Raw genomic sequence first — 26849 nt, 5'->3', positions numbered from 1 at the left:
CTATTCAGATTAATTGATTCCAAAATCAACACCAAACTTTAACATAGCCAAGAAATAAAAAAAGCACGAACAACATGCGCTCGTGCAAGCCGATCTTTATTGTAAAGGGGAGGTTTTTTTCTCTTAATGTACTATACGTTTAGACGAGCTTTGAAGTATGGACCTTTACCTACTTTTTGAAAACTTACTTAAATTGGGTATTTAACTAACATGAAAGGCAATCAGTTGCACCTCCCCATTTGTTGTCATATAATAAAAGTATTAAAAGCGAAGGGAATGAATCTATACACAATGAAGTACTAATCCTATTTTGAGAGGCGAGTTTAATATGAACAAGATTCATGGTGAACACACTCGTTCCAGATAGGATAGGTATGTCTATTTATAGACTGTTATTTATTGTGTATACAAACGTTATGTCATTTTATCAGTAATGGAAGGAAATGACGTCCCACTGTACGTATATACTTACACCTACCTCTCTGGAACGTTCAGGGAGGATTTTTTTATGAGAGTTATGCATGCGAAACAGATTCACTACACTATTGGAGATCGAACACTATTAGATATTAATGAACTATCCATTCATCAAGGGGATCGTATTGGTCTGATAGGAAAAAACGGGGAAGGTAAATCCCTTTTATTAAACTATTTACTTGGTTTATTAGATACTAAATCCCTAGTGTCCTGGAACGGCCGTGTAGGTTATTTCAGGCAACTTAATGTAGAGGGCGACCCGAGTTGGGATCGCTTAAGTGGCGGGGAAAAGACGCTTCGCAAATTAGAGCAATTGTTCAACGCATCTCATGACATACTTTTGCTAGATGAACCAACGAATAATCTGGATTGGCAACGTATAGATGAATTAGAAAACAGGCTAGCCCACTTCCAAGGTGCTTATGTGATTGTATCTCATGACCGAAAAATGCTTGATGAAGTTTGTACAAAGATTTGGGAGCTTGAAGATGGAAATGTTACAGAGTACAAAGGGGGTTTTTCCGATTATGAAGCAGCCAAAGCATTAAAGGTGCAACATCAACAGGAAGAATATGAGGCTTATGTGAAAGAGAAAAAACGGCTGACAGACCGAATGCATCAGAAAGAACAACAAGCGAAAGTAATGAATAAACCTCCATCACGTATGGGAAACTCAGAGTGGCAATTGTATAAGGGAAAAGCTTCAGGCAAGAAACAGAGAGTGGAACGTGTTTCAAAGGTTATCCAAGATCGTATTGACCGTCTAGAAAAAGTGGAAAAACCATTTGAATGGGCTGAAATAAAAATGGATTACACCTTGGTTAAACCAATTCATCGAAAGAACATTTTTATCGCTAAAGACCTCACAATGAATATAAACAATCAACACCTCTACACCATTGACCATATAAAGCTAAAAACCGGTTCTAAGACAGCTATCATAGGTGCAAATGGAAGTGGTAAAACAACTCTTCTCCATCACCTGTTGTATGGAAATACGGAGCTTGAAATTACGAACCAAGCTTCAATAGGCCATTTTGATCAAACCCTTGAAGCTCTGCCGGAAGATAAAACAATCCTTGAATATGTACAGGAAAATAGTGCATTACCCCAACATGTGATTCGTATTATTTTAGGGCGTCTACGTTTTTTTGATACAGATGTACACAAGAAAATCAGTGTATTAAGTGGCGGTGAGCGAGTCAAAACAGCATTAGCAAGACTTTTGACTGGAACCTACAATGTGCTCGTTATTGATGAACCAACAAACCATCTTGATATTGAAGCAATCACATCACTTGAGGGCTTAATTCATGATTACCCTGGGACTATACTATTCGTTACACACGACCGTCGTTTTATAGAAGAAACAGCCGATCATTTATGGTTTCTTGAAGATGGCTCCCTTACTACCTACCAGGGGACGCTTACCGATTATTATAATGACAAGCAGAAGCCTGGTCATAGTGATGAAACACTTCAGCGTATCATGACACTAGAAAACAAGTTGACAGAATTAATCAGCCGGATAAGCATCCCCGATTCGAAAATTGATACCGCAACTTTAGAAAAAGAGTACGAGGAAACACTTCACACACTTAAAGAATTAAAAAAGCAATAAACATAAAAAGTGGCTCTACCTTTCCAAGGTAAAAGCCACTTTTTTCAGATATTTGTAATTTCCTAGCTCCAGCGTCCAGCAGCTATCCATACGCTTACGCTTTTTAAATTATGATAAGTTTTCGCGGATGTATTCAAGTGCTGCTTCTACGTGGCCTTTAACACGTACTTTGCGCCACTCTTGTGCCAAGTTGCCTTCTTTATCAATTAGAAAAGTGGAACGCTCAATTCCCATGTATTCTTTACCGAAATTTTTCTTTAGTGTCCATACACCATACTCTTCGGCGACTTTATGATCCTCATCTGCAAGTAAAAGGAAAGGTAATTCATGCTTGTCGATAAACTTCTTATGACGCTCTACCGGATCAGGACTCACGCCTAGAATTACTGCATCAACATCTGCAAAGCTTTCATGATGATCACGGAAATCACATGCCTCATTTGTACACCCTGGTGTCATATCTTTGGGATAAAAATAAAGTACAACGTTTTTGCCACGGAAATCGGATAATTTTACGGTTTCTCCATTACTAGCTTGTAATTCAAAGTCAGGTGCTTGTTTTCCTAATTCTACACTCATTCAAAATCCCTCCAGAACGTTATCTCTCTTAAGGGTAACCAAAGATAAACATTCTTACAACTTTTATTACTTATCCTGCATTAGTTGTACAAAAAAAGCAGCTGGTAGCACATATCCGATTAATGCCTCTACAAGTGCGATAACTCGTCCAATCCCAATTGGCGTTATATCTCCATAGCCTACTGTAAGCAATGTGACTCCACTAAAATAAATCGAGTGTGCCAGTCGGTCTATTACGGAGTCATGCTGAAGCAGTTCATCCATTAAAATCGGCATCCCTTGTGACGCAAAAATAAAATAAATCATCCCAAATGCAAGCATCACGATTACATATACAAGGAGCAACGAATAAAAGTGCTCTACGATAATCCTTTGCCCTTTCCGCTCGCTAAAATCCAAGAAATGTTTAATACTCCCATACAACACCACTACAATGACACCAACCAATCCCCACGTCATCGCCATAGTCTCCACCCCTGTCCTTACTATAAGTCTACAAAGATAAGAAACCATTTATGATAATGAACTTTCAGGCCTCTATTTCCAACAAAAAGACTAAAGTATTTTCATGAGATTCTCTACGAATATGTTAAACTGTTCCGTGGATATACATTTTGAATTATTTATCTAGTGGAGGTTTATGATGAATATTGATCAATCAGTAGCATTATATAAAGAAGCAGAAGAACATATTGTAGGCGGGGTTAACTCGCCTTCTCGCGCTTACAAAGGCGTAGGTGGAGGAACTCCTATTTTTATGGAAAAAGCAGAAGGAGCTTACTTTTGGGATGTAGATGGCAATAAATACATCGATTATCTTGGTGCATATGGACCAATCATTGCTGGGCATGCCCATCCTCATATTGCAAAAGCTATTGCAGAATCTGCATATAACGGCGTTTTATACGGTACTCCTACGAAACTGGAAAACCGTTTTGCAAAGATGTTAAAGGAAGCAATCCCTTCTATGGAGAAGGTCCGCTTCGTAAATTCAGGTACAGAAGCTGTTATGACAACAATACGGGTAGCTCGTGCATACACAAATCGCACGAAAGTCATTAAATTCTCTGGCTGTTACCATGGTCATTCCGATCTTGTACTTGTAGCAGCTGGTTCTGGCCCTGCAACACTTGGGACTCCTGATTCTGCAGGAATACCTAAGTCTATTGCCCAAGAAGTTATCACTGTTCCGTTCAATGATGTGGAATCATTCCGTGAGGCTATTGAGGTTCATGGTGAGGATGTAGCAGCTGTTCTAGTGGAACCTATTGTAGGGAATTTCGGTATTGTCGAACCGAAACCAGGATTTTTGCAAGAAGTGAATGACATTGCCCACGATGCAGGAGCGCTTGTCATTTACGATGAGGTCATTACAGCTTTCCGTTTCACTTACGGAAGTGCACAAGATCTTGTAGGAGTAGAACCAGATATGACAGCCCTCGGTAAAATCATCGGAGGAGGCCTACCAATTGGTGCCTACGGTGGACGTGTAGATATTATGGAACAAGTCGCACCACTTGGTCCTGCCTATCAAGCAGGTACCATGGCTGGTAACCCTGCTTCTATTGCATCAGGTATTGCATGCCTTGAAGTGCTCAAAGAAGAAGGCACATACGAAAAACTTGATAAGCTTGGTGCTATGTTAGAGAACGGCATTCTCGACCATGCAAGAACATATGCCCTTCCGGTAAAAGTAAATCGCCTAAAAGGTGCTTTAACTGTTTACTTCACAGATACTGAGATTGAAAATTATGAGCAAGCCGAAGCATCAAATGGAGATATGTTCTCGCGTTTCTTCCATTTAATGCTTCAAGAAGGGATTAACTTAGCACCGTCTAAATTTGAAGCGTGGTTCTTAACCATCGCTCATACAGAAGAAGATATTCAAGAAACATTAAAAGCTGTTGAGAAATCCTTTAAAACATTAGCTAATGAATTGAGATAGGATGGCTTAAAGATACTCTTTGAGTCATCGTATAAATTTCATATCGGTAAACTGGATGTTGTCTGATTGCTAATCATGGAAGATTACCAGAATATAAGCTCTATTTAATGAAGACCCGGATTTAAATCTGGGTCTTCCTTTTATCCCTCCTTCTACAATGAATTTGCGAAGAAAGAATTGCATACAAGCCTAAAATATGCTACTATTGTAAATAATCAGAAAATTAGTACAATAACAATTGTGCTCTTTTCATTTCTTACCCCTTTTTCATAGGTCTTTGCACGTGTGAATTCGTGTTGAAGGTCTACCATCCTTTCAAGGAATATTGCTGACTTTCTCCCTAGAGAGTCAGCCTTTTTTTGTTTTCTAACAGTAAATAATCGTTTTTCCCATTCTTATAGAGGGAACTTTTCCTATACTTCTACTATTGCTTTAAGCTAGCAAGTTTTTACTTTTTTTATATCTAAAAGGATAGAAATGAAGTATAATACATATGTTTAATAGGATTACGAAGGAAGGTTTTCTCAAATGAAACTTGGCGCAAGGATGCTCAAGACTGGACTAGCTGTAGCTATTGCAATCTACGTAGCTTCGTTAATTGGTTCAAGTACAATCTTTGCTGGAATGGCTGCCTTATTTTCTATACAGCCTTCTATTTATCGCTCTTACCAATCTATTATTGAGCAAGTACAAGCAAATATTATTGGAGCCATAAGTGCTTCCATTATTGTTCTAACTCTAGGGAACGATCCATTTATAATGGGATTCACAATCGTTCTTGTTATCGGAATTTGTATTCAATTTAACATGAAAGAAAATACGGTTTTATTGGCACTCGTAGCTGTTATCGCTATTATGGAAACAACTGACACACCGTTTTTACAATTTACAGCACTTCGCTTTTCTTCTTTAATGCTCGGGGTATTTGCTTCGTTCTTTGTGAACCTACTCTTTTTACCACCGAAGTATGAGACAAAGCTTTTTGGAATGATTGATCGAAATACGGGAGATATTCTGCAATGGCTTAGAATTACTACACGCCACCTCTCTGACCGACCGGCATTGAAAGAGGAGATTAATCGATTAGATGGAGAGATGCTGAACATCGATCGTGTGTATAGCCTATATCAAGAAGAACGGACTTATTTAAAAAGCAAGCGACTTAAAAAAGCACGCAAATTGGTATTATTCCGTCATCTTATTGCCACGACTAGAAAAGCATTTGAAGTTCTCAAAACCTTTTCACGACTAGAAAATGAAATGGACAAAGTTTCAAGTGACTTTCGCAATACATTGGTTAATGAGTTAGACAAAGTTATCCATGCCCATGAGAAGTTAGTCCTTTCCGTTATGGGACGTATCCGGGTTCATGAGGATGATACAATGGAAGAAGCAGGTCAACCGAACATCCCGAAATTGGTTGAGTATTTAATTGAGATTTACGAGGAAAAGGATGATGAGGAAGAAAAGCTCATGTTCTTACCTCTCGCAACTAATTTAATGGACTATCATCAGACATTACAAAGACTCGAAAAAGTATTATCCAGTTATTCCAATTATCACAGCAGTGAACACATTAACGTTCAGAAACCGGCAAAACCTACTGTGAAATAAACAGAGCCTTATTCAAGTTAGAAGTATAAAGAAGGACTTCCTATTGTTGATTACAAAGGAAGTCTTTTTTTATTCGGTATAAGCCCCATTATCTTGAAGACTTGGAATCGAAATATTATGGATTAGAGAAATGTTTCCGTTGTGTTAATTTAGAGAAAAAATGGGCCGGGAAATAGCTCGCTTTCCTGTGGCCTCACACGACGTGAGGAAGGTCGAGTTTGCTACAGGATGTAGCGAACTCGACCTTCCTTGATTACTAACAGAGCCTCCTCGGGCAAAAACCGTCCTGCGGGGTCTTGACACATCCTTTTTTCTACGGGAGTCTCGTCATTTACCGGCCCATCTTTGTGTTCGTGTGGTTTACCGGAAACATATCCAGGCTAGAGTGGGACGTTCAGTATATTGGTTACCACGAAGCAAGGAATGGTACATGACACAAAAGTGATGCTATGCGGACATATAGTCTCTTATTCTTCGATTTAAAAGCTATTTTGCATTCGGTACGGACATACAGTTCGCTATCAAGCCAAAAACACCTTAATTTAGTATGTTTTTTCACAAATAAGATACCGTATGAAGCTGTCTATTAACTGTGGAAACCATCCACCGTATAATATTTGGACTTAATAATGGTCAAAGCACCCCCACAATTAGGCTTTTTTAGAGTGATATATCTATTTTTTTAGCCTAAAAACCATGAAATTGGAGTGAGTTTGAATGAGACTCAAACTTATCCAGAGTTAATAGACACCTTCCGTATGTCCGTTAGTCTCTCCAAAATAGGCTTTTTACAGTAAATAAGAGATTATATGTCCGTCAAAAAAGTTGCCCTACGTATAGCCGTTTCCTACCCAACTCTTCTTACGCATCGGGCCACTCCAATTATCTCGAATCCAAGTCTTCAAAATTATGCCTCTTATATTGAATAACCCTCATCCCTACTTAGTATCTAACAACCCCTATTCCATAAAAAAGCTCAGGAGCAACATTTCTACTCCCAAGCTTTTCCTTTACGTTCCTAAATATTCAGGGTTTGGATCGTCCAAATGCTGGACTTGGTAAAGGTCATAATAGTGACCTTTTCTTCTCATTAATTCTTCATGACTACCTGCTTCTTTAATCATTCCATCCTCTATTAACACGATGCGGTTAGCATGTGTAATAGTGGATAAACGGTGGGCCACGATAAATGTAGTACGGTCAGCCGCTAATTTTTCTAGCGCTTCTTGGATAAGGTGTTCACTTTCTAGATCCAGAGCTGATGTTGCTTCATCTAATATTAGTAATGGTGGATTCTTAAGGAATACTCGTGCAATCGCAATACGTTGCTTTTGTCCACCAGACAACTTCACGCCTCGCTCGCCTACTAATGTGTTATATCCATCTGTTAATCCCATAATAAATTCATGGGCATTAGCAGCTTTGGCTGCCTCAATCATCTCTTCGTCTGTCGCATCTGGATTCCCCATTTTAATATTCATCGCGACAGACTCACTAAATAGAATGTTGTCTTGAAGCACCATACCAATTTTATCCCGAAGAGACCTTGCTTCTACATCCTTGATGTCGGTACCATCCACTCTAATGCTCCCAGATTCCACATCATAAAATCTAGGAATCAGGCTAATCAATGTCGATTTACCACCACCGCTCATGCCAACGAGGGCAATGGTTTCCCCTTTTTCAACATCTAGGGTGAGGTCTTTCAGCACAAGATTCTCATCATCATCATAACGGAAGGAGATATTATCAAACGTAATATGGCCATCTACATGTGTTAGTGTTTTGGCATTCGGATTGTCTTTAATATCATAATCCTCATCCATGAATTCAAATACACGATCCATTGATGCAATAGACTGTGTTAATACGGTAGAGGAGTTAACTAAACGACGTAATGGAGCATACACGCGATCCATATAGCCAATAAAAGCTACCATCGTACCTACTTCAATACTTCCTACAATTACTTGATAACCTGCAAACGCAATAACAAGGATCGGTGCTAAATCGGTAATGGTAGATGTGACACTAAATGTTTTCGCATTCCAGCTTGTATGTTTTAAAGCTTTATCTAGAAAATTAGCGTTTTGATCATTAAATTGATCCTGTTCATAATCCTCTAACGCAAAACTCCGAATAACCGGCATCCCCTGAACACGCTCATGTAAGTGACCTTGAACTTCCGCTAATGCTTGAGAGCGGTCCTTGGTTAAATCTCGAAGCTTCGTATAGAAAAACTTAACCGCAAATCCATATAACGGGAACAAGGAAATAGCTACAATCGTTAGCCATACATTCATGGTAAGCATAATAATAATAGCAATGACAATCGTGAACATATCTAACCAGATGTTCATTAATCCTGTAATAACAAAGTTCTTCGTTTGCTCAACGTCATGGATAACACGTGATATGACTTCCCCAGTTTTTGTTTTAGAGTAGAACCGAAGACTTAATCGTTGTATATGATCAAATAATTTATTACGTATATCATATAAGATCGTATTTCCTGTCCATTGTGCCAGGTATTGACGTGCATACTCTATAGGAGGGCGCACAATTAAGAATATAAATAATGCTCCTCCCATAATCCATAACAGCTCATCAATTTTAGCACTTTGGCTCATATTTTCTGCATTGATGATATCATCAATGACATATTTCGAAATGAGCGGAAGTAATAAAGGGATGCCAAATTTCAGAATACCTATCGCAATAGTTAACGCAATTTTCCCTCTATATGGCTTAACGAATTGTATATATCGTTTTATGTTCTCCATGGCTGTCACCTCTCAATCTGCTGTATTGTTTGTCCCTAAGGAAAAGGACCTCTTTAGGAGTCAGGTACATTGGAGTTTCATGTAATTATAGGTTAGTACACATTTATAGTTTGATTAAAAAAGGTTCAAAAATGTAAAAAGCCTGTTGGATAAGTCAACAGGCTTTCCTTACGTTAGATACGTTAAATAACGTTCATACCATTGATCAATAAATTCAGGTGAAAAAGGCCCTTTTCTTTGTCGAATCCACCTCAACAAATGATTTACATTGTTTTTCAAAATCTGGTCTAGCACATGAGGATAATTCATCTCTCGTCGATGTTGTTCATATTCATCCTCATCTAACAATATATATGTCATGTCAGGAAACACTTTTACATCTAAGTCATAATCAATATACTTCAGCGCTTCCTCCTCATCATATACAAAAGGAGAGCTAATATTACAGTAATAATATACTCCATCATTACGTAGCATCCCAATAATATTAAACCAATATTTTGAATGGAAATAACAAATGGCAGGCTCTCTGGTAATCCAGGTCCGTCCATCACTTTCCGTTACTAATGTTTTATCATTTGCCCCTATTACAACATTTTGAGTTGCTTTCAAAATCGTTGTACTATCCCAGACTCGATGCAATTGGCCATTGTGTTTATAACTATGAATTTGAATATGTTGACCTGGCTTCGGGACTGACATAGAAATTCTCCTTTACTCCTTATACACACGACCTTGTAAAATCTGATTATCTTTACTCCTTCATACAATTATAACGAGTAATGCGAACAAATGGAAATGATAAATCTGCTCTAACTATTTCCTTCACGTTCCAATATGCTTATGTATAAAGTAAACCCTCCATCAATTCCCATTTAAGAAAAGCGCAAGCCCCTGCTAGCGACGTACAAACTGTCCTGGGATAATGGAAGTTCGATTAAACCCGCTGCATCACGCAGCAACATCGAACCAACCTACGTCGTGTAGGCCGAAAGGAAACACGGAGAGCGCAAGCGATCCAATGTTGACTTATCGTAAGGAGGTGCAGGAAGTTTGCTAGTCGCTGGGCGCTAGAGCTAGACACAGAAGCGCCAGAAATGTATGCTTTCTTAACCCATAAAATAGAAAAAAGCACTCCAGTAAAGGAGTGCTTTTTTAGAAGGTCGTATTGGTTCGGGGGTTACGACGCTTCAAAATAAGTTATTGTTGGTTTTTCTTTTGAGCAGATTGTTGGTTCTGCTGCTTCACGTGTTGCGCGTCAGTTTTTTGAGCTTGTTGTTGTTGTTGAGCTTGTTGACCTTGCGCAAATTCAGTACCGTATTGTCCTTGACCTTGAGCAGACTGTTGGTTTTGCTGCTTCACGTGTTGGACGTTAGTACCAGAAGCTGTTTTGTTAGCTTGTGCTTGTTGTTGTTGCTGTTGGTTTTGTTGTTGTTTTTTAGCCATCTTTAATCACCTCCGCAACAATTAGAATGTGCAAAATTCCAGAGGTTATCCGTAAAAATTAACTTCCATAATATTCTTTTATTACCAGCTCTGAGTAAAAACCTGAATAGAATCAATCCTCCTGCAAAAAATAGATATAGGCTCTTATTTTATAAGGAAGAGCTGTCCAAAAGGAGGAGATCTCTTTGTATGTTGGAAGAGATATGACAGAACTAACGATGACATCAAAACATGATTGGAAAACAGATGAATTAGCTTATTTTCAGCATGCATTAAGTCAAATGGTGCCTTATTTAAATAGCGAGGGAACGACAATCCTTCGAGAAATCAATGAAGAAATACAAAATCGAGGCGGATTTACGAAAAGAGAAGCAACATGGTCATCAGGCACTAAACCTGTTTATGATTAGGAACTACCATTAAGGATTTTACCTAAATTCGAAATATCACTTTACAAAGAACAAAAAGCGCAAGCGCCCGGTTAGCGACGTACAAACTGGACGGCTCCGTATGAGATAAAGGAAACACGAAGAGCGCTAGCGATTCGATGTTGACTTATCGTAAGGAGGTGCATGAAGTTTGCTAGTCGCTGGGCGCTGGAGCTGGACGTGGCTACTTCACTTTTTTAGTTATACACAAGCATTGAATTTTATAATTTCCTGGACAAGAATAAAGCTGGCTTCCTAGTAATAATCCTAGGCCAGCCAGCTTTTTAAATATGCTTAAGTATTTTTTGATGAGAGACGGGAAATGGATATTGGCTCAAGTTTTCCTTGTGTACAAATTGAGCTCTTGCGTAGTTCATTTCGTCATTCTGCACCACAGCTTCCACAACTTCCATATCCCAGATGATATGAGAGAAAGTGTGTTTAATGTGGTCCAATGATTGTCCCAGTGATATGTTTATCCCATACTGCTCCTTAAACCAGTCTTGAACATTTTCTTTATCTACATCTTGAAGAGGAACCATTGGAAATTCCCAAAGATTCGCTAATAAACCTTGGTCCGGTCGCTTTTGAATCAATACCTGTCCTGCTTCATTACGTATCAGTAGTGTAAGATATGGCAATCTTTTCTGTTTCTTTTTAGAAGACTTAATTGGTAATAGAGTTTCTTTCCCTTCTTCAAAAGCTCGGCAATGAGATTGAACGGGACATAATAAACATGAGGGACTTTTGGGAGTACATACTAATGCTCCAAGCTCCATTAATCCCTGGTTAAATGAGGAAGGATCCTCTTTAGAGATAAGCTCACGAACAAGACCTTCAAATACTTTGCGGGCTGCTGGTTTGGCTATATCCTCTTCTACCATTAAAATTCTTGATAAAACACGCATAACATTTCCATCAACAGCTGGGGAAGGAATGTCGTATGCAATACTAAGAATAGCACCTCTTGTATAAGGGCCAACCCCCTTTAAGGCTCCGAGTTCTTTTTCATTATCCGGGACCTTCCCGTTATAGGAGGATACTACTTCTTTCACGGCTATTTGCAAATTACGAGCACGTGAGTAATAGCCAAGACCCTCCCATGCTTTCAGAACTTGTTGTTCATCCGCTTCTGCTAAATCATTTGGTGTTGGGAATTGGTTAATAAAATGATGAAAATATGGAATAACCGTATCAACTTTGGTTTGCTGAAGCATGATTTCGGATACCCATACTTTATAAGGGTCTTGATCTTTTCGCCATGGTAACATTCGCTGTTCTTGTTGAAACCAATGAATAAGATTGTCACGAAACCCCTTCTTATCGAATCCTTCGAGTATATTCAATGCTTGATTATTTTTCACAATGTTTCACCCTTCTGATACAATGAAGTTAAGTTAATGCGAGAGTCTACCTCAAAGGAGGAACCTAACAAATGGATACTGGTACCCATATCGTTATGGGAGTTGCACTTGGTGGTTTAGCTACATTAGACCCTGTCGTACAAAATGATCCTACCCTGTTTAATGCAGTACTAGCAGGGACCATTATAGGTTCACAAGCGCCAGACTTAGACACCATTTTAAAATTAAGAAATAACGCAGTTTATATACGCAATCATCGCGGAATTACCCATTCCATGCCTGCGGTTGGTCTATGGGGCATTGCAATCCCTAGTGTTATTTACGCTTTTGCTCCTGAGGTAAACTTCTTTCATTTATGGATATGGACGTTTCTAGCTGTTATTTTACACGTTTTCGTCGATGTATTTAATGCTTATGGCACACAGGCGTACCGTCCTTTTTCCAAACGATGGGTTGCCTATGGATTCATTAATACATTTGACCCCTATATCTTCCTTCTCCATCTTATCGGTATTATCGCATGGAATCTAGGTGCAGATCCTGGTTATACGTTCTTGATACTTTATTTTGTCATCGCGCTTTACTATGTGAAACGCTATTTTGACAAGCATGAGATGGTGAAAAAGATTAACGGCTATTACCGTGATGTTGAAGAAGTTGTAACTTCCCCGACTATTAGACACAATGTATGGCGACTCGCCATCACTACAAAAGATAAATTCTATGTTGGGCGAGCGGTAAGTGGTCATATTGTTATTGTTGATGAATTTCAACGCAAACCATTACCAGATATGCCTATTATGAATAAAGCTATACAAGATGATAATATGGATGCATTCTTATCCTTTTCCCCGGTGTACCGTTGGGAGATTGACGAATACGACCATTATACAGAAGTACGATTAATTGACCTTCGTTACCGTTCCAAAGGTCGTTATCCATTCGTTGCCGTCGTCACCCTTGATGATGACCTCAACATATTATCATCCTATACAGGCTGGATTTTCTCCGAAGAAAAACTTCAGAAAAAACTGGATGCATTACCAACCTGAACGAAAGAAAGATGACACATTAGATTAATGTGTCATCTTTTTTCTTTAATGAGTATAATTCTGTCCATCTTCGAACAGTTGTTGATAACGTGGGTTTTTGGATGCAAATTCATGAAGTTTTGGTCCATAGCTGTTAATCCACTGGGAAACCACTTTCTCGGTCATGTCTTTTCCTTCATAGGTTCGTCCAGCTTTTGCACGAGTTGATTCGAAATCTTCCCATAAATATTCTACCCAGTTACGGGCTTGCCTCATTGTTAATTGTTCGTTTTGATTACACAATTGATGTGTTAATCGTTCAAAAATATCTTCCATGTTTCTCACCTCTAAACTTCCAGCAATTCGCTCCCTATTGTATCACATACGAACCGTTTAGGTGCACATACTATGCTTACACCATTTAATATGGTGAAAAGTCTTTACTCAGGAGGTCGATCTCATGCCACGCAACAAAACCGTCAATTTCCCTGAGGAAAAACCAAACGGCAAACCGCGAGCACAGGCCCAATATGCTTCGAAACGAGCAGATGGGTCAATCAATACTCGCCCACAAGAGAGAATGCACCAATCCTCGAAACGCAAAGACTTTTAGGAGGGACCTATCATGGGCCAAAATTCAAAGAAACGTGAAGAAAACAAACGTTTTTTAGATAATTTGTATAAGGATCCTTTCCAATCCCCACATGCTAACCCAAAGCATGCAGCCAACCAGGTTAATGGGGAAACGCAACAGACACAATCTGAGATTATTACAGAAGTGCAAATGCGAAAACGATCGTAATATTAATATGGAGAGGGTTCCTTTTCGTGGACCCTCTTCTTTTTATATGAAATTTTCTCACGTCCATGTTTTATATCAGCTATTAGGTGAAAATAAAATGAACCTTATTTTTTATACCTTGTAGCAGCTGCTCTTCTGTATGCTCCTCCTCATATACGTACAATAAGAATTCAAAAGCTAACGTGCTATACACTGTTTCAGCAGCCTGATTGGAATCGTAACCTTCAGGCAGTACACCTTTTGCCTTTAATTCATTTAAAAATGTAATAAGATCATCCACAAATAAAAAATCTAAATCAATAAATTTTTTCATCATATTAGGTTTTGATTTAATAAGATGTAGCGAAACTGAAAATATTTCCCGCATTATCTTCTTGCCAAAAAAACGGAAATGCTTCAATCGATTATATATGTATCGATAGACAATCTCACTAGCTGCTTTATTGACATCTATCTCTTGAAAAATCACTTCAATTGGGTCTTGATCCAACTTGAATTCAGTAGCCATTAATTCTATAAACAAATCAGCTTTAGATTCGAAGTGAATATGTACTTTCTTCTCAGTCGTCTCCGCTTTGTTTGCAATTTGCTGTATGGTAGTGTCCTCATAACCTTTAGCACTAAATAACTCTAAAGCTGCAGCAAATATCTTCTGACGCTCATTATCATTTTTGTTAGAAGCTAACCCCATTCTACTTCGTCCCCTTTCCGACTATTGCCATTTTATTTTATAAGGATAGGTAATGGAAGTCAAAACAAGGGGGAATTCGGTTGTGTGGGTATTCCGGAAGCATACTAGTCGCTGGGCGCTAGAGCTGGATGTGGACGCATCCCTTTTTTAGTTATACTCAAGCGGACGACGACAAAAAAGCTGCTCTACTTTGGGGGGACAGCTTTCATGCTGTTGAAAAATCCCTGCGGCAGCCTGTTCTATCAATTCTTTATTTTAAATATTCACCGATGAGCCGGTACTTTAAAAGCTGAGAGTGAAGCTCTTTAGCTTCACTCTTTACTGATAAAGACCTATCATATTGAACAATCCTTCAAATCGCCTTTCCCAAGTATGCTCCTGTTTGCAACGCTCCATAGCTCGTTTTCCAATTTGCTTAGCTTCTTCTTCATTTTTTAAATAATAATTTATTTTATTGACTAAATCTTTACTAGAAGAATACCCAATTATTTCTTCTCCATAATTAAACAAATTCTCCATTTCATCGAAGTACTCTGTAAATAATAGTTTTCCGGTTGCGGCCGCTTCTAGTATGCCTACTTTAACATTAGTGTATCCCTCAACTGTTCTGGGGAAATTTACTAGCATCTTTGTTGAGTATGCTGCCTGAAACCATTCTTCCCCCCTTACCGAACCCATAGAATGTCCTTGTAATTCTTTTATAGTTCCCCATCGCTTCCCATATAGCTTAGTGTTAAATGATTCACATAATTTCTTTGCTATTGGATAGCGATCCTCACGGCCGTGACCAATGATCGCTACATCTGAAAGGAATTTCTTATTCGCTTCTCTTTCTTTAAAAAAGCGAAAGTCTATCCCAAACGGCATATAAAGAACGTTTGTAAACCCATATTTCTTATAGTTTTCATAGGCTAACTGTGAATTTGTTGTAAACCAGGTAAAATTTTTTCCGTATTTTAATACATACTCAAAAATATCTGGATCACTAAGGGTTATCCCTAGTATTGGTATGTTATTTCTCTTCAAAAAAGCAGAACTCTTTTGACTAAAAGTTAAGCCTCCTGCATTGCAAATAATAAAATCAGGTCCAAAATCTAATAACTTTTTCTTAACACGATCTAAACGAATAATGACAGGTCCTTTGGGGCCTTTACAATCCTCTGGATTTAGCAGCCATTCAGGATGAGCACCGACATCCCATTCTTGAACTTCATGCCCTAATCTTTTTAATGATAAGAGTATGCTTTTCACAACATCTGTATCTCCCTCACCATATCTTCCAAAATGAGCAATTTTAAATTTCCTTTGTAAATTCAAAAACTCACCTCATAATAAGAATTTATTTTTTATTAACTTGAGAAGGAAATAAATAATTTCGATTTGCTTTTTCTTTCCATTTTATCTGCAACACCATTCGCTTATACTGATGTTTTTCATCAATTGTTAATTTTAGGTACTTACGTGCTAATTGATACAATGTGTTTGTTTTGACCTGTCGGTAATCCAGGATCTCCCCAAAATGTTGAAACCCACTTCCAAAATGATCCATTTTTGGGTCATAGGACAAACCAATAAACGGAACTGATGTACTTGCACTTAGTATTAAAGAATGCAACCTCATTCCGACTATTAAATCGAAGTTACTAATCAAACTTTTAAAGATTCTAGGAGAGTAATCATTTTTTATAAGGGTGAATGATTGAGGAGGTAACAAAGTGGATAACTGTTTCATAATATACTTATCACCTTTATATTGGCAAAAAGGCATCAAAACGAAGTGGACATCCTGATCATTAGCCAACATCTTGCACATTATAGCAATGTGATTCAGTAACTTTTCTTTTTCTTCTCCTACGTAAAACCATGGTCTTAAACATATGCCGACTAGTTTTTTGTTTGTAGGGATTTTTTCTAATTTTAATACCGCTTGAATACTTTTAGTAGGAGCAGACTTCATATTTAAAGCAGGATCGGCGGAATATTTCACATTTGCTTTAGGAAGATGTTTCTTTACAAATTGATAAGAGTCTTCATCTCTCACAGTAATGCGATTAGCTTTGGATAATAAGGAAATCGCATATTCAGCTGACTTTGGTGATTTGAATGGCCCAATCCCAATTCCATAAAAGTAAATGGGTTTGCCCATAGAATAAGCTAACTCTACGATTTGTCCATAATAGTTCATCCCCTTAGCCTTAATACCAAAGGTAGATTGAGGCTCCCATCCTGAGTAATCTTGAAGGATTCCTCCTCCTCCAATAATGACTGTATCAGCTAACTTGATTGTTCGTTGTACTTTTTCAATTTGCTTAATACTAATCTCATTTACGTTGTGCTTTTCATAATAAGCAGTAGTAACTCCTCTTGTAATTACGCTAATATTAGCTTCAGGAAACTTATATAGTAATGAATCAACAATGCTATCCAAAATAGCATCATCCCCTATATTCCCAGCACCATAATATCCATGAATGACTATATTCATCGTCAAAGGCTCCTTTTATATCCTCATACTGATAAATTATTCAAATAAATACTAATTGTTTGTACAAATAACCATCATAATCTTCAAATATGAAAATAGGGAAATCCCCAAATAATACACAAAAGCTAATTTTTGTGAACGAAACCCTGCCCTACTTACAAAAGTTAGTTAAAGCGGAAGTGCTTGATTAGGGACGTATGAGGTTTCATACAGTAGATAGGTTGATGGTGTGGTGTGGTGTGGCGTGGCGCGAGACAAAAAGCAGGTCAAAAATGCTGTCTTACATACAAAAGGGCTACCCCTATAAGGAGTAGCCCTTCTTGATTGCTTTATTACTCACCAAGCTCTTGGTTTTTCACTACGTTGATGATTGCTTCTAGTGCTTCGTCTTCGTCGCTTCCTTCAGCTTTGAATGTTACATCTGCGCCGGAAGGAATTCCAAGGGACATGATGCCCATAATGGATTTAAGGTTAACATCTTTGCCATTGTATTCTAGTGTAACTTCTGACTGGTATTTGCCTGCTTCTTGTACTAGAACTGTTGCTGGACGTGCGTGTACTCCATCATTTGCTGTGATTTTAACTGATTGTTGTGCCATGTTACATCTCTCCTATTTGTTATTGTATTTTAACGATATCTTTCTGACCTTTTGATACTGAACCTTCTTGCTGAACTTGTACCTCTTGGCCTTCTACAAGATTTGTAAAGACGATTGGGGTTACGATGGAAGGAACCTGCTCTTGGACAGATTCAATATCTACTTTCATAAGTGTCTGCCCTTGCTTCACTTCATCGCCTTCCTCTACAAAGGACTCGAATCCTTCCCCTTTAAGGCTGACGGTGTCAATTCCAAAGTGTATTAGAATTTCGGTACCATCTTCGGCAAGTAATCCTAAAGCGTGTTTTGTAGGGAACACATTAAGCACTTTTCCATCTACTGGAGAAACGATTTCTCCATCTGTAGGATGGATTGCAAAGCCATCGCCCATCATTTTACCAGAAAATACTTCATCTGGCACGTCTGAAATCGACATTACATTTCCTGTTAATGGACTTACAAAATTCAATTCATCTGCTGCTGTCTTTGGAGCTGATGGAGCATTGCTATTTTCTTCAGGTGCTTCTTTTTCTGGTCGAGGTGATTTTCCATCAATAATATCTTGAATTTGACCTCGGATCGAGTCGGATGCTGGACCGTATATTGCTTGAATATTGTTCCCAACTTCCATAACTCCAGATGCACCTTGTTTCTTCAAGCGTTCCTTGTCGACTTGTTCTTTATCATGTACAGAAACCCTTAAGCGTGTAATACAAGCGTCTAGATAAGAAATGTTCTCTTGGCCACCAAGTGCATCTAAAATTTCGTAAGGTCGTTCTCCTGCATCGGTTTCACCGCCTGCATCTGCTGCTTCATCCTCACGTCCTGGAGTCGCAAGGTTGAATTTCAGAATCGCCCAACGGAAACCAAAGTAATAAATAACCGAGAACCCTAAACCTACTGGGATAACCAGCCACCAGGCTGTCTTGTTTTGTAATACCCCGAATAATAGGAAGTCAATCAAACCACCAGAGAATGTCATACCTATTTTAACATCTAGGATGTGCATAATCATGAAAGATAATCCCGCAAAAATCGTGTGAACTGCGAATAGTACTGGTGCTACGAATAAGAATGAGAATTCAAGTGGTTCTGTAATTCCTGTTAGGAAAGAAGTCAAAGCTGCAGAACCCATAATTCCGGCAACAACCGTCTTACGCTCTGGCTTAGCTGTATGGTAAATCGCTAGAGCTGCTGCTGGAAGACCAAACATCATGAATGGGAACTTACCAGTCATAAATGTTCCAGCTGTAAATTGATCTACATCATCTCTCATTTGTGCGAAGAAAATGGAATAGTCACCACGAACAATTTCACCTGCATCGTTTGTGTACGATCCAAATTCAAACCAGAATGGAGAATAGAAGATGTGGTGTAGACCGAATGGAATTAGTGAACGTTCAATTACACCGAAAATAAACGCTGCTAATGTTGTATTTTGTTCAACCATCATATGAGAAAAGGCATTTAATCCATCTTGTACTGGCGGCCATACCCAAGTCATGGCCAAACCAATAAATAAAGAAACGAAAGCCGTTACAATCGGTACGAAACGTTTACCTTGGAAGAAACCAAGATATTGTGGCAATGCAATATTATAATACCGCTGATAGAGCAAGGCTGCTGCAATACCTATAATAATACCGCCAAACACACCTGTTTGTAAGGTCTGTATCCCAAGGACATTGGCATAGGCTGCGCTATTTTCAACCATTTCAGGCGATACATTTTCAATAACGCCCATCGTTACGTTCATAATTAAATAACCAATAATTGCTGCTAGACCTGCGGAACCTTCTCCGTTTGCAAGTCCTACTGCTACACCGACCGCAAACAACAAGGCAAGGTTCGAGAAGACGATATCACCTGAACTCGCCATTACTTCTGCAATAAGCTGAATCCATTCAGCTTTAAAGGCTGGTACATAGCCTAAAAAAGTTTCCTGTTGGAACGTAGTACCTAGTGCCAAAAGAATACCTGCTGCAGGTAGAAGTGCTACCGGTAGCATCAACGCTTTACCAACTTTTTGAAGTGTACCAAAAACTCCCTTAAACATCGTAATTTCCTCCTTTTTTTGTATGCAACAACGATAAAGCAACCCAAACAAACGCTTTCAAAAACCGCTTACATGAACACAATAAAAAAGGCACGAGCGAAAAAAGATTTCCAAATCACGATAGAATTAGTTACACTAATCCCAGTGATTTGCTCCATCTTTCTTCGCTCATGCCTAATCGTATCAGTAACACGCAAAGAAATAAGTGCGTTTTAAATTATGAAATTAATCGTTGTAGATGTATCGTTAAATAAACGGCTTCTGCGTCATCTACGGGTTTTTTTAGTCGTTGTTGCATGACTTTTATCAACTTCCAAGCTAAATTATAGCATAGAGGATATTCCATTTTCAATAGGTCGTCAAGTTTTTTTCTTTCTCCAACAGATTCTCCCTTATGAACCCGCTCAATCGCGCGCCTTAGATGCTGAACAAGGCGATGATAATCTACACTTTGCTTATCAAAATCAATCGATAACTGATCTTCGATAAGGTTGGTAAGGTATTGTATAAGCTCTGAATCTTTATTGATTTCCGTAACTTTTTTATCCGTTATCGCACTATGGATATGAATGGCAATGAAACCAACTTCCCCTTCTGGCATTTCAAATTGTAATCGTTCGTTTATCATGCCGACAATCTCTTTTGCAACTTCATGTTCTCTAGGATAAAGGGACTTGATTTCGATCAGTAATGGATTAGTAAACTCCAGCCCTTCTTGCATTCGCTTAATGGCAAATGCAATGTGGTCTGTTAGGGCGATATGAATATGTTCATTCAATTTACTTCCCATTCTCTCTTCGATATGATGCATAATATCATTTATAAATGCGATAAATTCTTCATCTATCTGCGGTAGTAACTGTTTATACTTCTCTTGTATAGATGCATCCTCTAACCGATACGTCTTTTCCGCCATCTCGGTTGTAACTGCATCTCCTTGCTTCTTTCCAAAACCGATTCCCTTCCCTATCAGAATTACCTCATCATTGTTAGGATGAACTGCCACAACCACGTTATTATTTAACACACGTTCAACCGTAACCTGAGTAGTCATCTCCTCACTCCCTTCCATTAAAATTTAACCAGCGTCAACTTCTGTATTTTTTCTGTATTGTATTAAAACGCTTGCAAATTATAAAATAGTTTTGTATAACATTGCAAGGGAACATAAAATGAATCCGATATAAAGGTGGTACCTATGATAAAACTTCTCGCCATCGATTTAGATGGTACCTTACTAAACTTGGAGAAACAAGTAAATGAACATGATATTGATGCGATTCAGCAAGCATTGAATACAGGTGTTGAACTTGCTATCGCTACCGGTAGAATGGATCATGAAATTAAAGAAGTATTAAAGCTATTGAAACAAGAAAATAACGGCCATCGAGTTAGCCAAAACGGTGCTTTTGTCTATGACAAGGATGATAAATTCATTCATGCGAACACTTTTTCACAAGAACACATTCAGGATATTTTCGCAGCGGCTGTAACAAATGACGTTATCCCTAGTGTATCTACAGAAACCGATACGTATGTGATTGAAAAAACAGCCAATGTCCGTGAAATGGAGAAGCGTCTCTTTTATTCTGTTCATGCGACACCAGATTTAAAAGAGCAATTAGGAAAATCCATTCATCCATCCAAAATTTCAATTCATGGAGCAAACGAAAGACTACAACAGCTTCAAAAAACCATTAACTCTTCCTTTTCAAATGAGTTAGATAGTTTTATATCTGACCCGCACTGTCTTGATCTAATGCCTAAAAATATTAGTAAGGGAGCAGCTCTTAAACAACTTATCTCCCTTCTTGGCATCCAACCAGAGGAAGTTGCATGCATGGGAGATTCTTTCAATGACGTATCTATGTTTGAGCTAACCCCACACAGCTTTGCGATGGAAGAAGCGCCTCCTGAGGTAAAAGAGAAAACATCACACGTGGTTAGTGGTGTTGATGAAGCCATTGCTCATTTGTTTGAAAAAGGATTACTCTAAAGTAAAGCAAAACAAGCAGCCTTGAAAGTATCAGGGCTGCTTGTTTATATACTCTATTATTTTTATGAACCACTTATCTTCTGCCCTAGCATCGAAATAGGTAGTGCCTCTTGATCCTCTGTGCCATACACTTCTAGAAGTTCCCCTTGCTGATTTTTACGTCTTCCCCACGCAAAAATACCGTTCATGTATCCAATCTCAAAGTAAATGCCTGGGTCTCCATCTATTTCATATACTTCGCCAACTGAATAATCAGCTGGGTTTAGCATATATGACTTTGCCATTTGAATTTTACGCATTTGGACAGCATAATCATTGACCATGCCCATTTGTTCTGCTTTTCGTGCTTGTTCGGTTAGTTGAGCTACTGCGTCACGAAGCTCTTCAACTGTCATATCACTATATCTTTTTTCCAACTCTAACACCCCTTCCATTTACATTTTAGCAACGTTTGTACACAATAGAAAATAGATTCTACATTCTGAAAGGAGTTTTCCTTATGGCTTATGTCGGAATTACAGGAGCAAGCTCTGGTTTAGGAGCCGAGCTTGCAAAAGCATATGCTGCAAATGAGCATCATGTCTATCTATTAGGTAGAAATGAAGATCGACTTCTAATTATTCAACGAGAAATTCAAGATGCAGGTGGACAGGCAGATGTTATCGTCTGTGATGTAACCGAGCCAAGCTCAGTCAACGAAGGGATACAGCAAATGGAGCAACTTGACGTCTTGATCAACAATGCAGGAATCGGTATTTTCGGCCCTGTTGTTGAATTAGATAGCCCAGATATCACACAAATGTTGAACACCAACGTTAAAGGTACGATCTACATGACGCAAGCGGCTCTCCCCCTCCTTGAAGAGAATGGCGGACGCGTATTAAACATTATTTCAACTGCAGGCCTAAGAGGAAAAGTAAATGAATCCGTTTATTGTGCAAGTAAATTCGCTCAACGAGGCTTTACAGAAAGTCTTCAAAAAGAGTACGAAAACACCAATATTCAATTTACTGCCGTATACATGGGTGGTATGAACACGCCCTTCTGGGAGCAAAGTGACCATGTGGAGAACCCATCAAAAATGAAAAACCCTGCTGATGTAGCCGCAGCTATTTTTGAATCAGATGATGGACGTGAAGAAATATATATTGATAAGTAAAGAGCACAGGATGTTTACTCTTGCAAACAACCCATATTTTCCTTATAAAAAATGAGCTGTTCCTCTTAGGAGCAGCTCATTTTTATTCTAATTTTCCACTTCTACGTATTCATCTAAAAACTGCTCTATCAATTCAAAAGGAAACCCCTTACGGTATAGGGCACCTTTTATTTTGTGCTTTAACTCATATCCCTCTGCTTTTGAGGCATACTTTCGAAGAGCCTTTTCCCCTTGATGAACAACAGCTTGCCATTCCGCGTCTTCATCTTTTTCAGAGGAGGCTTGTTGTTCTTGAACTGCTTCTTGAATGACATCTTTAGTGAAACCTTTTTGCATTAAGGTTTGCTGAACTTTTTGTAGTTGTTCTTTATACGACTTTCTTCCATCTAGGCGCAGGTTTTTCTGTACCCATTTCATCGCCTTTTCTAGTTGAACATCATATGGGTAATGAACAAGAGCGTCCTCAGCCATATTAGCCGTTAACCCTTTTTCAATCAGTTCTTTTTTGACCAGCAAAGGTCCCTTACTTGATGTTTGCATGCGCGTCCGTACGAGGGCCTCGGCAAATTCTTTATCATTTAGATAGCCTTCTTGCTTGAGACGATTAACGACATACTCTATTTTTTCTTCATCCACTTCTTTTTCCCATAAATAAGTACGAATTTCTTTCTCAGAACGCATCCGGTAGCTTAAATAATTTAGAGCCAGGGAAAACGTTTTGTGAAAGCTATCTTTTTCAATAAGCGTTTCAATGGTTTCCTTATCGAGTTCCATACCTTTTCGTAGCATAAATTGAATGAGAACTTCTTCGTCGACACTAAACTCGTAAGCCTCACCCTGTCCACGATCAAGGAAAATATTGTAGCGCTGCTTGTTTCGTTTTTGCGTTGTGATACGTGTAATAGTTGGCACGAATGTTCACCTCTTTCTCCATTTTATCATGGAAAAAGTATAAACGGCGATAGATAGGATATCGCTTTTTCAGACAAACTGATATAAACTAAAATTACCAAGAAGTGTAGGAGGTTTTCCCATGAGGATTGCCATTACTGGCGGAACTGGATTTGTTGGAACTCATTTGACGAGGCAGTTAGCTTCAGAAGGACACGACCTTTATATATTGACGAGGAGTCCAGACAAGCATCCTAATACAGAACGAGTAACGTACGTTGGCTGGCTTAAGGAAGGGATGAAGCCGGAGAAAAACCTTCCAGAGTTAGATGCTATTGTGAACCTTGCTGGTGAGAATTTAAATAGTAGCAGATGGACAGAAGAAACGAAGAAAAGCATCATGAATAGTCGTATCGAAGCGACGGAATCCGTTCTCGACTTGATAAAAAATATGGAGCAAACAACAAAAGTATTAGTCAACGCTTCTGCTGTCGGTTTTTATGGTACATCAGAAACCGAAACCTTTACCGAGAACACAACCACCCCGGGTAATGACTTTTTAGCTAAAGTGACCACGGAATGGGAAGAACGAGCTCAAAAGGCAGAGTTATTCGGCGTCCGTACTGTTTATTTGCGTTTTGGCGTTATTCTCGGAGAAGAAGGTGCGTTACCGAAAATGGCCATTCCATATAAGATGTATGCTGGCGGACCTGTTGGAAACGGCGAGCAATGGATGTCGTGGATCCACATTCGAGACATCATTGGTCTAATCGAATTTTCAATAAAAAATGACAAAGCAACCGGTCCAATCAATGCTACCGCTCCAAATCCTAAGCGAAATAAAGAGCTTGGGAAGTCAATTGCCAAGGTGTTGAACAAGCCACATTGGCTACCTGCCCCATCCCCTGCATTGAAGTTAGCACTTGGGGAGATGAGTACGCTTTTACTACAAGGTCAATATGTATATCCACAGAAGGCACTCGAACTTGGATATCAGTTTGAGTACCCAGAGCTTGAGCCAGCATTGAAGGATATATTGCTTTAATTATCGTTCATAAAGGAAGGCAATTACTAAACTCCAATGTGCCAAGAATCTGAGCAGGTAGACACAGGAGCTATACCTAATTTTCAAAAAGAAACATACCAAGTACACGTACAAGCTGAGATACAGAGATTGGCCCTCCTTTTCCCCTTACTACTTGAACAATCTCTTTTATAGAAAGGATAGGAAAGATACATGCATACAGTCATAACGAATGTTTCGATTCATCCCATAACTTCTCCGGCTATCACGAACGGAGAAGTAAAGATTTACGAAGGTACAATTGTAGAAGTCGGAGAAAAGGTGTCCTATGGTGAGGAAGACCATGTTATCGATGGTCAAGGCCAATCGCTTTTTCCTGGATTTATAGACGTACATACCCACCTCGGTTTATACGATGAAGGTACTGGCTGGGCTGGTAATGACGCAAATGAGACCATTGAAGCCTTATCTCCACATATCCGAGCTTTGGACAGTGCTCATCCACTGGATACAGGCTTCCATGATGCTCGTCGACATGGTATTACCGCCGTGCATATTATGCCGGGAAGTCAGAATGTGATCGGTGGTACGACCTCTGTTATTAAAACCGTAGGGAAAAATATTGTAAATATGTTAGTAAAAGAAACAGCGGGACTTAAGATTGCTCTTGGTGAGAATCCTAAGCGAATTCACTCTCAATCCCGTAACGACTCCATTACACGTATGGGTATTATGGGGATGCTTCGTGAGACCTTCACTCGTGCTCAATGGTGTGAATATCCAGAAGACCCACGTAACGCTCCCATCATTCAGGCATTAAACCGTGAAATACCAGTTCGTATTCACGCGCACCGTTCTGATGATATTCTAAGTGCCGTACGTCTAGCTGATGAGTTTAACCTTGACCTACGTATTGAGCACTGTACAGAAGGACATTATATTGCAGAAGAATTAGCAGGTCGAAACCTTCAAGTATCTGTTGGTCCAACACTCACAAGAAAGTCTAAAATTGAAGTAAAATATAAAACATGGGATACCTACCGTGTATTAAGTGATTATGGTATTGATGTTTCCATTACCACCGATCACCCTTATACCCCTATTCAATATTTGAACGTGTGCGCAGCATTAGCAGCTCGTGAAGGACTACCAGTTCATAAAGCACTCGAGGGGATTACTATCCTTCCTGCCAGAAACCTTGGCGTAGAAGATCGCCTCGGTAGCATTGAAGTTGGAAAAGACGCCGATCTTGTTCTTTGGAATGGGCACCCGTTTGATTTTATGTCTAAGCCGTCTTGGACAATGATTAGTGGAAAAATAGTGTAATAAATGAACAAAAGCGCAAGCGCCCGGTTAGCGACGTATATGCTGCGGCCCACACGACGTGGGTTGGTTCGATGTTGCTGCGTGATGCAGCGATCTTAATCGAACTTCCCCTGATTCCGTAGGAGATAAAGGCAACACGAAGAACGAAGTGATTCGATGTTAACTTATCGTACGGAGGCGAGGGAAGCATACTAGTCGCTGGGCGCTGGAGCTGGACGTGGCCACATCACTATACAAGTTATCCACAAACTTATCCCGTTTATAGTTTCCTGGACTAATATAAAATCTCTCTATCTAGTGTAGAGAGATTTTTTAATGCGTAGAAAATTTTAAATTAATGGCTTGTGTATAACCTAATAGAATAGGCTATGTTAAAGTTTGGTGTTGATTTTGGAATCAACTAACCAAAATTGCCTTGTTCAAGATAAGAAGCATAATCTGGAAGACTTGGATTCGAGATATTTTATAGAATCAACGTGTCGAAAAAGAGGGATGTTTCCGTTGCTTTTGTGAGAATAAAGGTGGCCGTGGA

26 protein-coding genes are annotated in these 26849 nt (G+C 39.0%); 11 read left to right on the top strand and 15 right to left on the bottom strand.

The window, feature by feature from the left end:
• The first annotated feature begins 508 nt into the window (after positions 1-508).
• Positions 509-2098 carry a ribosomal protection-like ABC-F family protein gene (abc-f, locus tag N782_RS15855; protein WP_036822365.1) on the top strand — a complete coding sequence of 530 codons (1590 nt, stop codon included), beginning with the start codon at positions 509-511 and terminating at the stop codon, positions 2096-2098.
• A gap of 108 nt (positions 2099-2206) precedes the next feature.
• Here the strand turns inward: abc-f and bcp are convergent, their stop codons facing one another.
• Both bcp and N782_RS15845 read right to left on the bottom strand, forming a co-directional pair.
• Positions 2207-2677 carry a thioredoxin-dependent thiol peroxidase gene (gene bcp / locus N782_RS15850; RefSeq protein WP_036822362.1) on the bottom strand — a complete coding sequence of 157 codons (471 nt, stop codon included), beginning with the start codon at positions 2675-2677 and terminating at the stop codon, positions 2207-2209.
• Positions 2678-2743: 66 nt separating this feature from the next.
• On the bottom strand, positions 2744-3142 hold the full coding sequence (locus tag N782_RS15845; protein WP_052111388.1) for a potassium channel family protein: 399 nt from the start codon (positions 3140-3142) through the stop codon (positions 2744-2746).
• A gap of 178 nt (positions 3143-3320) precedes the next feature.
• Between N782_RS15845 and N782_RS15840 the strand changes: the two genes are divergently transcribed.
• Together N782_RS15840 and N782_RS15835 are read left to right on the top strand one after the other, a co-directional pair.
• Complete coding sequence (locus N782_RS15840) at positions 3321-4622, top strand: glutamate-1-semialdehyde 2,1-aminomutase (RefSeq protein ID WP_036822360.1); 1302 nt, start codon at positions 3321-3323, stop codon at positions 4620-4622.
• 528 nt (positions 4623-5150) lie between these two features.
• Positions 5151-6236, top strand: coding sequence for an FUSC family protein (locus tag N782_RS15835; RefSeq protein ID WP_036822358.1), 1086 nt, complete (start codon positions 5151-5153; stop codon positions 6234-6236).
• A 1010-nt stretch (positions 6237-7246) separates the two neighbouring features.
• Here N782_RS15835 and N782_RS15830 read toward each other — a convergent pair.
• From N782_RS15830 to N782_RS15820, 3 genes are all read right to left on the bottom strand, one after another.
• The gene (locus N782_RS15830; protein ID WP_036822355.1) at positions 7247-9019 is read right to left on the bottom strand and encodes an ABC transporter ATP-binding protein; all 1773 of its coding nucleotides are present in this window, start codon (positions 9017-9019) and stop codon (positions 7247-7249) included.
• Positions 9020-9187: 168 nt separating this feature from the next.
• Entirely contained in the window at positions 9188-9721 is a 534-nt protein-coding gene (gene ntdP, locus N782_RS15825) for a nucleoside tri-diphosphate phosphatase (RefSeq protein ID WP_036822350.1), read from the bottom strand.
• 498 nt (positions 9722-10219) lie between these two features.
• A complete protein-coding gene (locus tag N782_RS15820) occupies positions 10220-10465 on the bottom strand; it encodes a gamma-type small acid-soluble spore protein (protein WP_036822347.1) in 246 nt (81 codons plus the stop codon).
• Positions 10466-10650: 185 nt separating this feature from the next.
• Between N782_RS15820 and N782_RS15815 the strand changes: the two genes are divergently transcribed.
• Positions 10651-10875: a hypothetical protein gene (locus N782_RS15815; RefSeq protein WP_036822344.1), complete on the top strand. Its 225-nt coding sequence runs from the start codon at positions 10651-10653 to the stop codon at positions 10873-10875.
• Positions 10876-11177: 302 nt separating this feature from the next.
• On the opposite strand, the gene mutY is transcribed toward N782_RS15815, so the two are convergent.
• Complete coding sequence (mutY, locus tag N782_RS15810) at positions 11178-12260, bottom strand: A/G-specific adenine glycosylase (protein WP_084103132.1); 1083 nt, start codon at positions 12258-12260, stop codon at positions 11178-11180.
• A 68-nt stretch (positions 12261-12328) separates the two neighbouring features.
• Here mutY and N782_RS15805 point away from each other — a divergent pair, with 68 nt between their 5' ends.
• Positions 12329-13309 carry a metal-dependent hydrolase gene (locus tag N782_RS15805; RefSeq protein ID WP_036822339.1) on the top strand — a complete coding sequence of 327 codons (981 nt, stop codon included), beginning with the start codon at positions 12329-12331 and terminating at the stop codon, positions 13307-13309.
• 45 nt (positions 13310-13354) lie between these two features.
• Here the strand turns inward: N782_RS15805 and N782_RS15800 are convergent, their stop codons facing one another.
• Positions 13355-13624, bottom strand: a complete 270-nt coding sequence (locus N782_RS15800; protein WP_036822336.1) for a YfhJ family protein — start codon at positions 13622-13624, stop codon at positions 13355-13357.
• A gap of 124 nt (positions 13625-13748) precedes the next feature.
• Between N782_RS15800 and sspK the strand changes: the two genes are divergently transcribed.
• Both sspK and N782_RS21125 read left to right on the top strand, forming a co-directional pair.
• On the top strand, positions 13749-13901 hold the full coding sequence (gene sspK / locus N782_RS15795) for a small, acid-soluble spore protein K (RefSeq protein ID WP_036822333.1): 153 nt from the start codon (positions 13749-13751) through the stop codon (positions 13899-13901).
• A gap of 12 nt (positions 13902-13913) precedes the next feature.
• Entirely contained in the window at positions 13914-14090 is a 177-nt protein-coding gene (locus N782_RS21125) for a YpzG family protein (RefSeq protein ID WP_084103131.1), read from the top strand.
• Between the two features lie 82 nt (positions 14091-14172).
• Here N782_RS21125 and N782_RS15790 read toward each other — a convergent pair whose 3' ends face one another.
• The 6 genes from N782_RS15790 to glcT all read right to left on the bottom strand — a co-directional run bounded on the left by N782_RS15790 (position 14173) and on the right by glcT (position 20975).
• Positions 14173-14781, bottom strand: coding sequence for a TetR/AcrR family transcriptional regulator (locus N782_RS15790; protein ID WP_036822328.1), 609 nt, complete (start codon positions 14779-14781; stop codon positions 14173-14175).
• 318 nt (positions 14782-15099) lie between these two features.
• The gene (locus N782_RS15785) at positions 15100-16098 is read right to left on the bottom strand and encodes a CgeB family protein (protein ID WP_036822325.1); all 999 of its coding nucleotides are present in this window, start codon (positions 16096-16098) and stop codon (positions 15100-15102) included.
• A gap of 22 nt (positions 16099-16120) precedes the next feature.
• Positions 16121-17266, bottom strand: a complete 1146-nt coding sequence (locus N782_RS15780) for a polysaccharide pyruvyl transferase family protein (RefSeq protein WP_036822323.1) — start codon at positions 17264-17266, stop codon at positions 16121-16123.
• Between the two features lie 332 nt (positions 17267-17598).
• Entirely contained in the window at positions 17599-17865 is a 267-nt protein-coding gene (locus N782_RS15775; protein ID WP_036822320.1) for a phosphocarrier protein HPr, read from the bottom strand.
• A 19-nt stretch (positions 17866-17884) separates the two neighbouring features.
• Positions 17885-19921, bottom strand: a complete 2037-nt coding sequence (gene ptsG / locus N782_RS15770; RefSeq protein ID WP_036822318.1) for a glucose-specific PTS transporter subunit IIBC — start codon at positions 19919-19921, stop codon at positions 17885-17887.
• A 217-nt stretch (positions 19922-20138) separates the two neighbouring features.
• On the bottom strand, positions 20139-20975 hold the full coding sequence (gene glcT / locus N782_RS15765) for a glucose PTS transporter transcription antiterminator GlcT (protein WP_036822315.1): 837 nt from the start codon (positions 20973-20975) through the stop codon (positions 20139-20141).
• 144 nt (positions 20976-21119) lie between these two features.
• On the opposite strand from glcT, the gene N782_RS15760 reads away from it, so the two are divergent.
• Complete coding sequence (locus N782_RS15760; protein WP_036822312.1) at positions 21120-21917, top strand: Cof-type HAD-IIB family hydrolase; 798 nt, start codon at positions 21120-21122, stop codon at positions 21915-21917.
• 62 nt (positions 21918-21979) lie between these two features.
• Here N782_RS15760 and N782_RS15755 read toward each other — a convergent pair whose 3' ends face one another.
• On the bottom strand, positions 21980-22351 hold the full coding sequence (locus N782_RS15755; RefSeq protein WP_036822310.1) for a YfhH family protein: 372 nt from the start codon (positions 22349-22351) through the stop codon (positions 21980-21982).
• Positions 22352-22416: 65 nt separating this feature from the next.
• Here N782_RS15755 and N782_RS15750 point away from each other — a divergent pair, with 65 nt between their 5' ends.
• On the top strand, positions 22417-23076 hold the full coding sequence (locus N782_RS15750) for an SDR family NAD(P)-dependent oxidoreductase (protein ID WP_036822307.1): 660 nt from the start codon (positions 22417-22419) through the stop codon (positions 23074-23076).
• Between the two features lie 87 nt (positions 23077-23163).
• Here the strand turns inward: N782_RS15750 and recX are convergent, their stop codons facing one another.
• A complete protein-coding gene (gene recX, locus N782_RS15745; RefSeq protein ID WP_036822304.1) occupies positions 23164-23988 on the bottom strand; it encodes a recombination regulator RecX in 825 nt (274 codons plus the stop codon).
• A gap of 121 nt (positions 23989-24109) precedes the next feature.
• Between recX and N782_RS15740 the strand changes: the two genes are divergently transcribed.
• Positions 24110-25012 (top strand): TIGR01777 family oxidoreductase, encoded by a 903-nt coding sequence (locus N782_RS15740; RefSeq protein WP_036822302.1) that lies wholly within the window; start codon positions 24110-24112, stop codon positions 25010-25012.
• Between the two features lie 192 nt (positions 25013-25204).
• Positions 25205-26317 (top strand): amidohydrolase, encoded by a 1113-nt coding sequence (locus N782_RS15735; RefSeq protein ID WP_036822299.1) that lies wholly within the window; start codon positions 25205-25207, stop codon positions 26315-26317.
• Positions 26318-26849 lie beyond the last annotated feature (532 nt).

The organism is Pontibacillus yanchengensis Y32 (assembly GCF_000770635.1).
GTDB lineage: Bacteria > Bacillota > Bacilli > Bacillales > BH030062 > Pontibacillus > Pontibacillus yanchengensis.
This window is presented reverse-complemented; position numbering and strand designations above follow the sequence as displayed.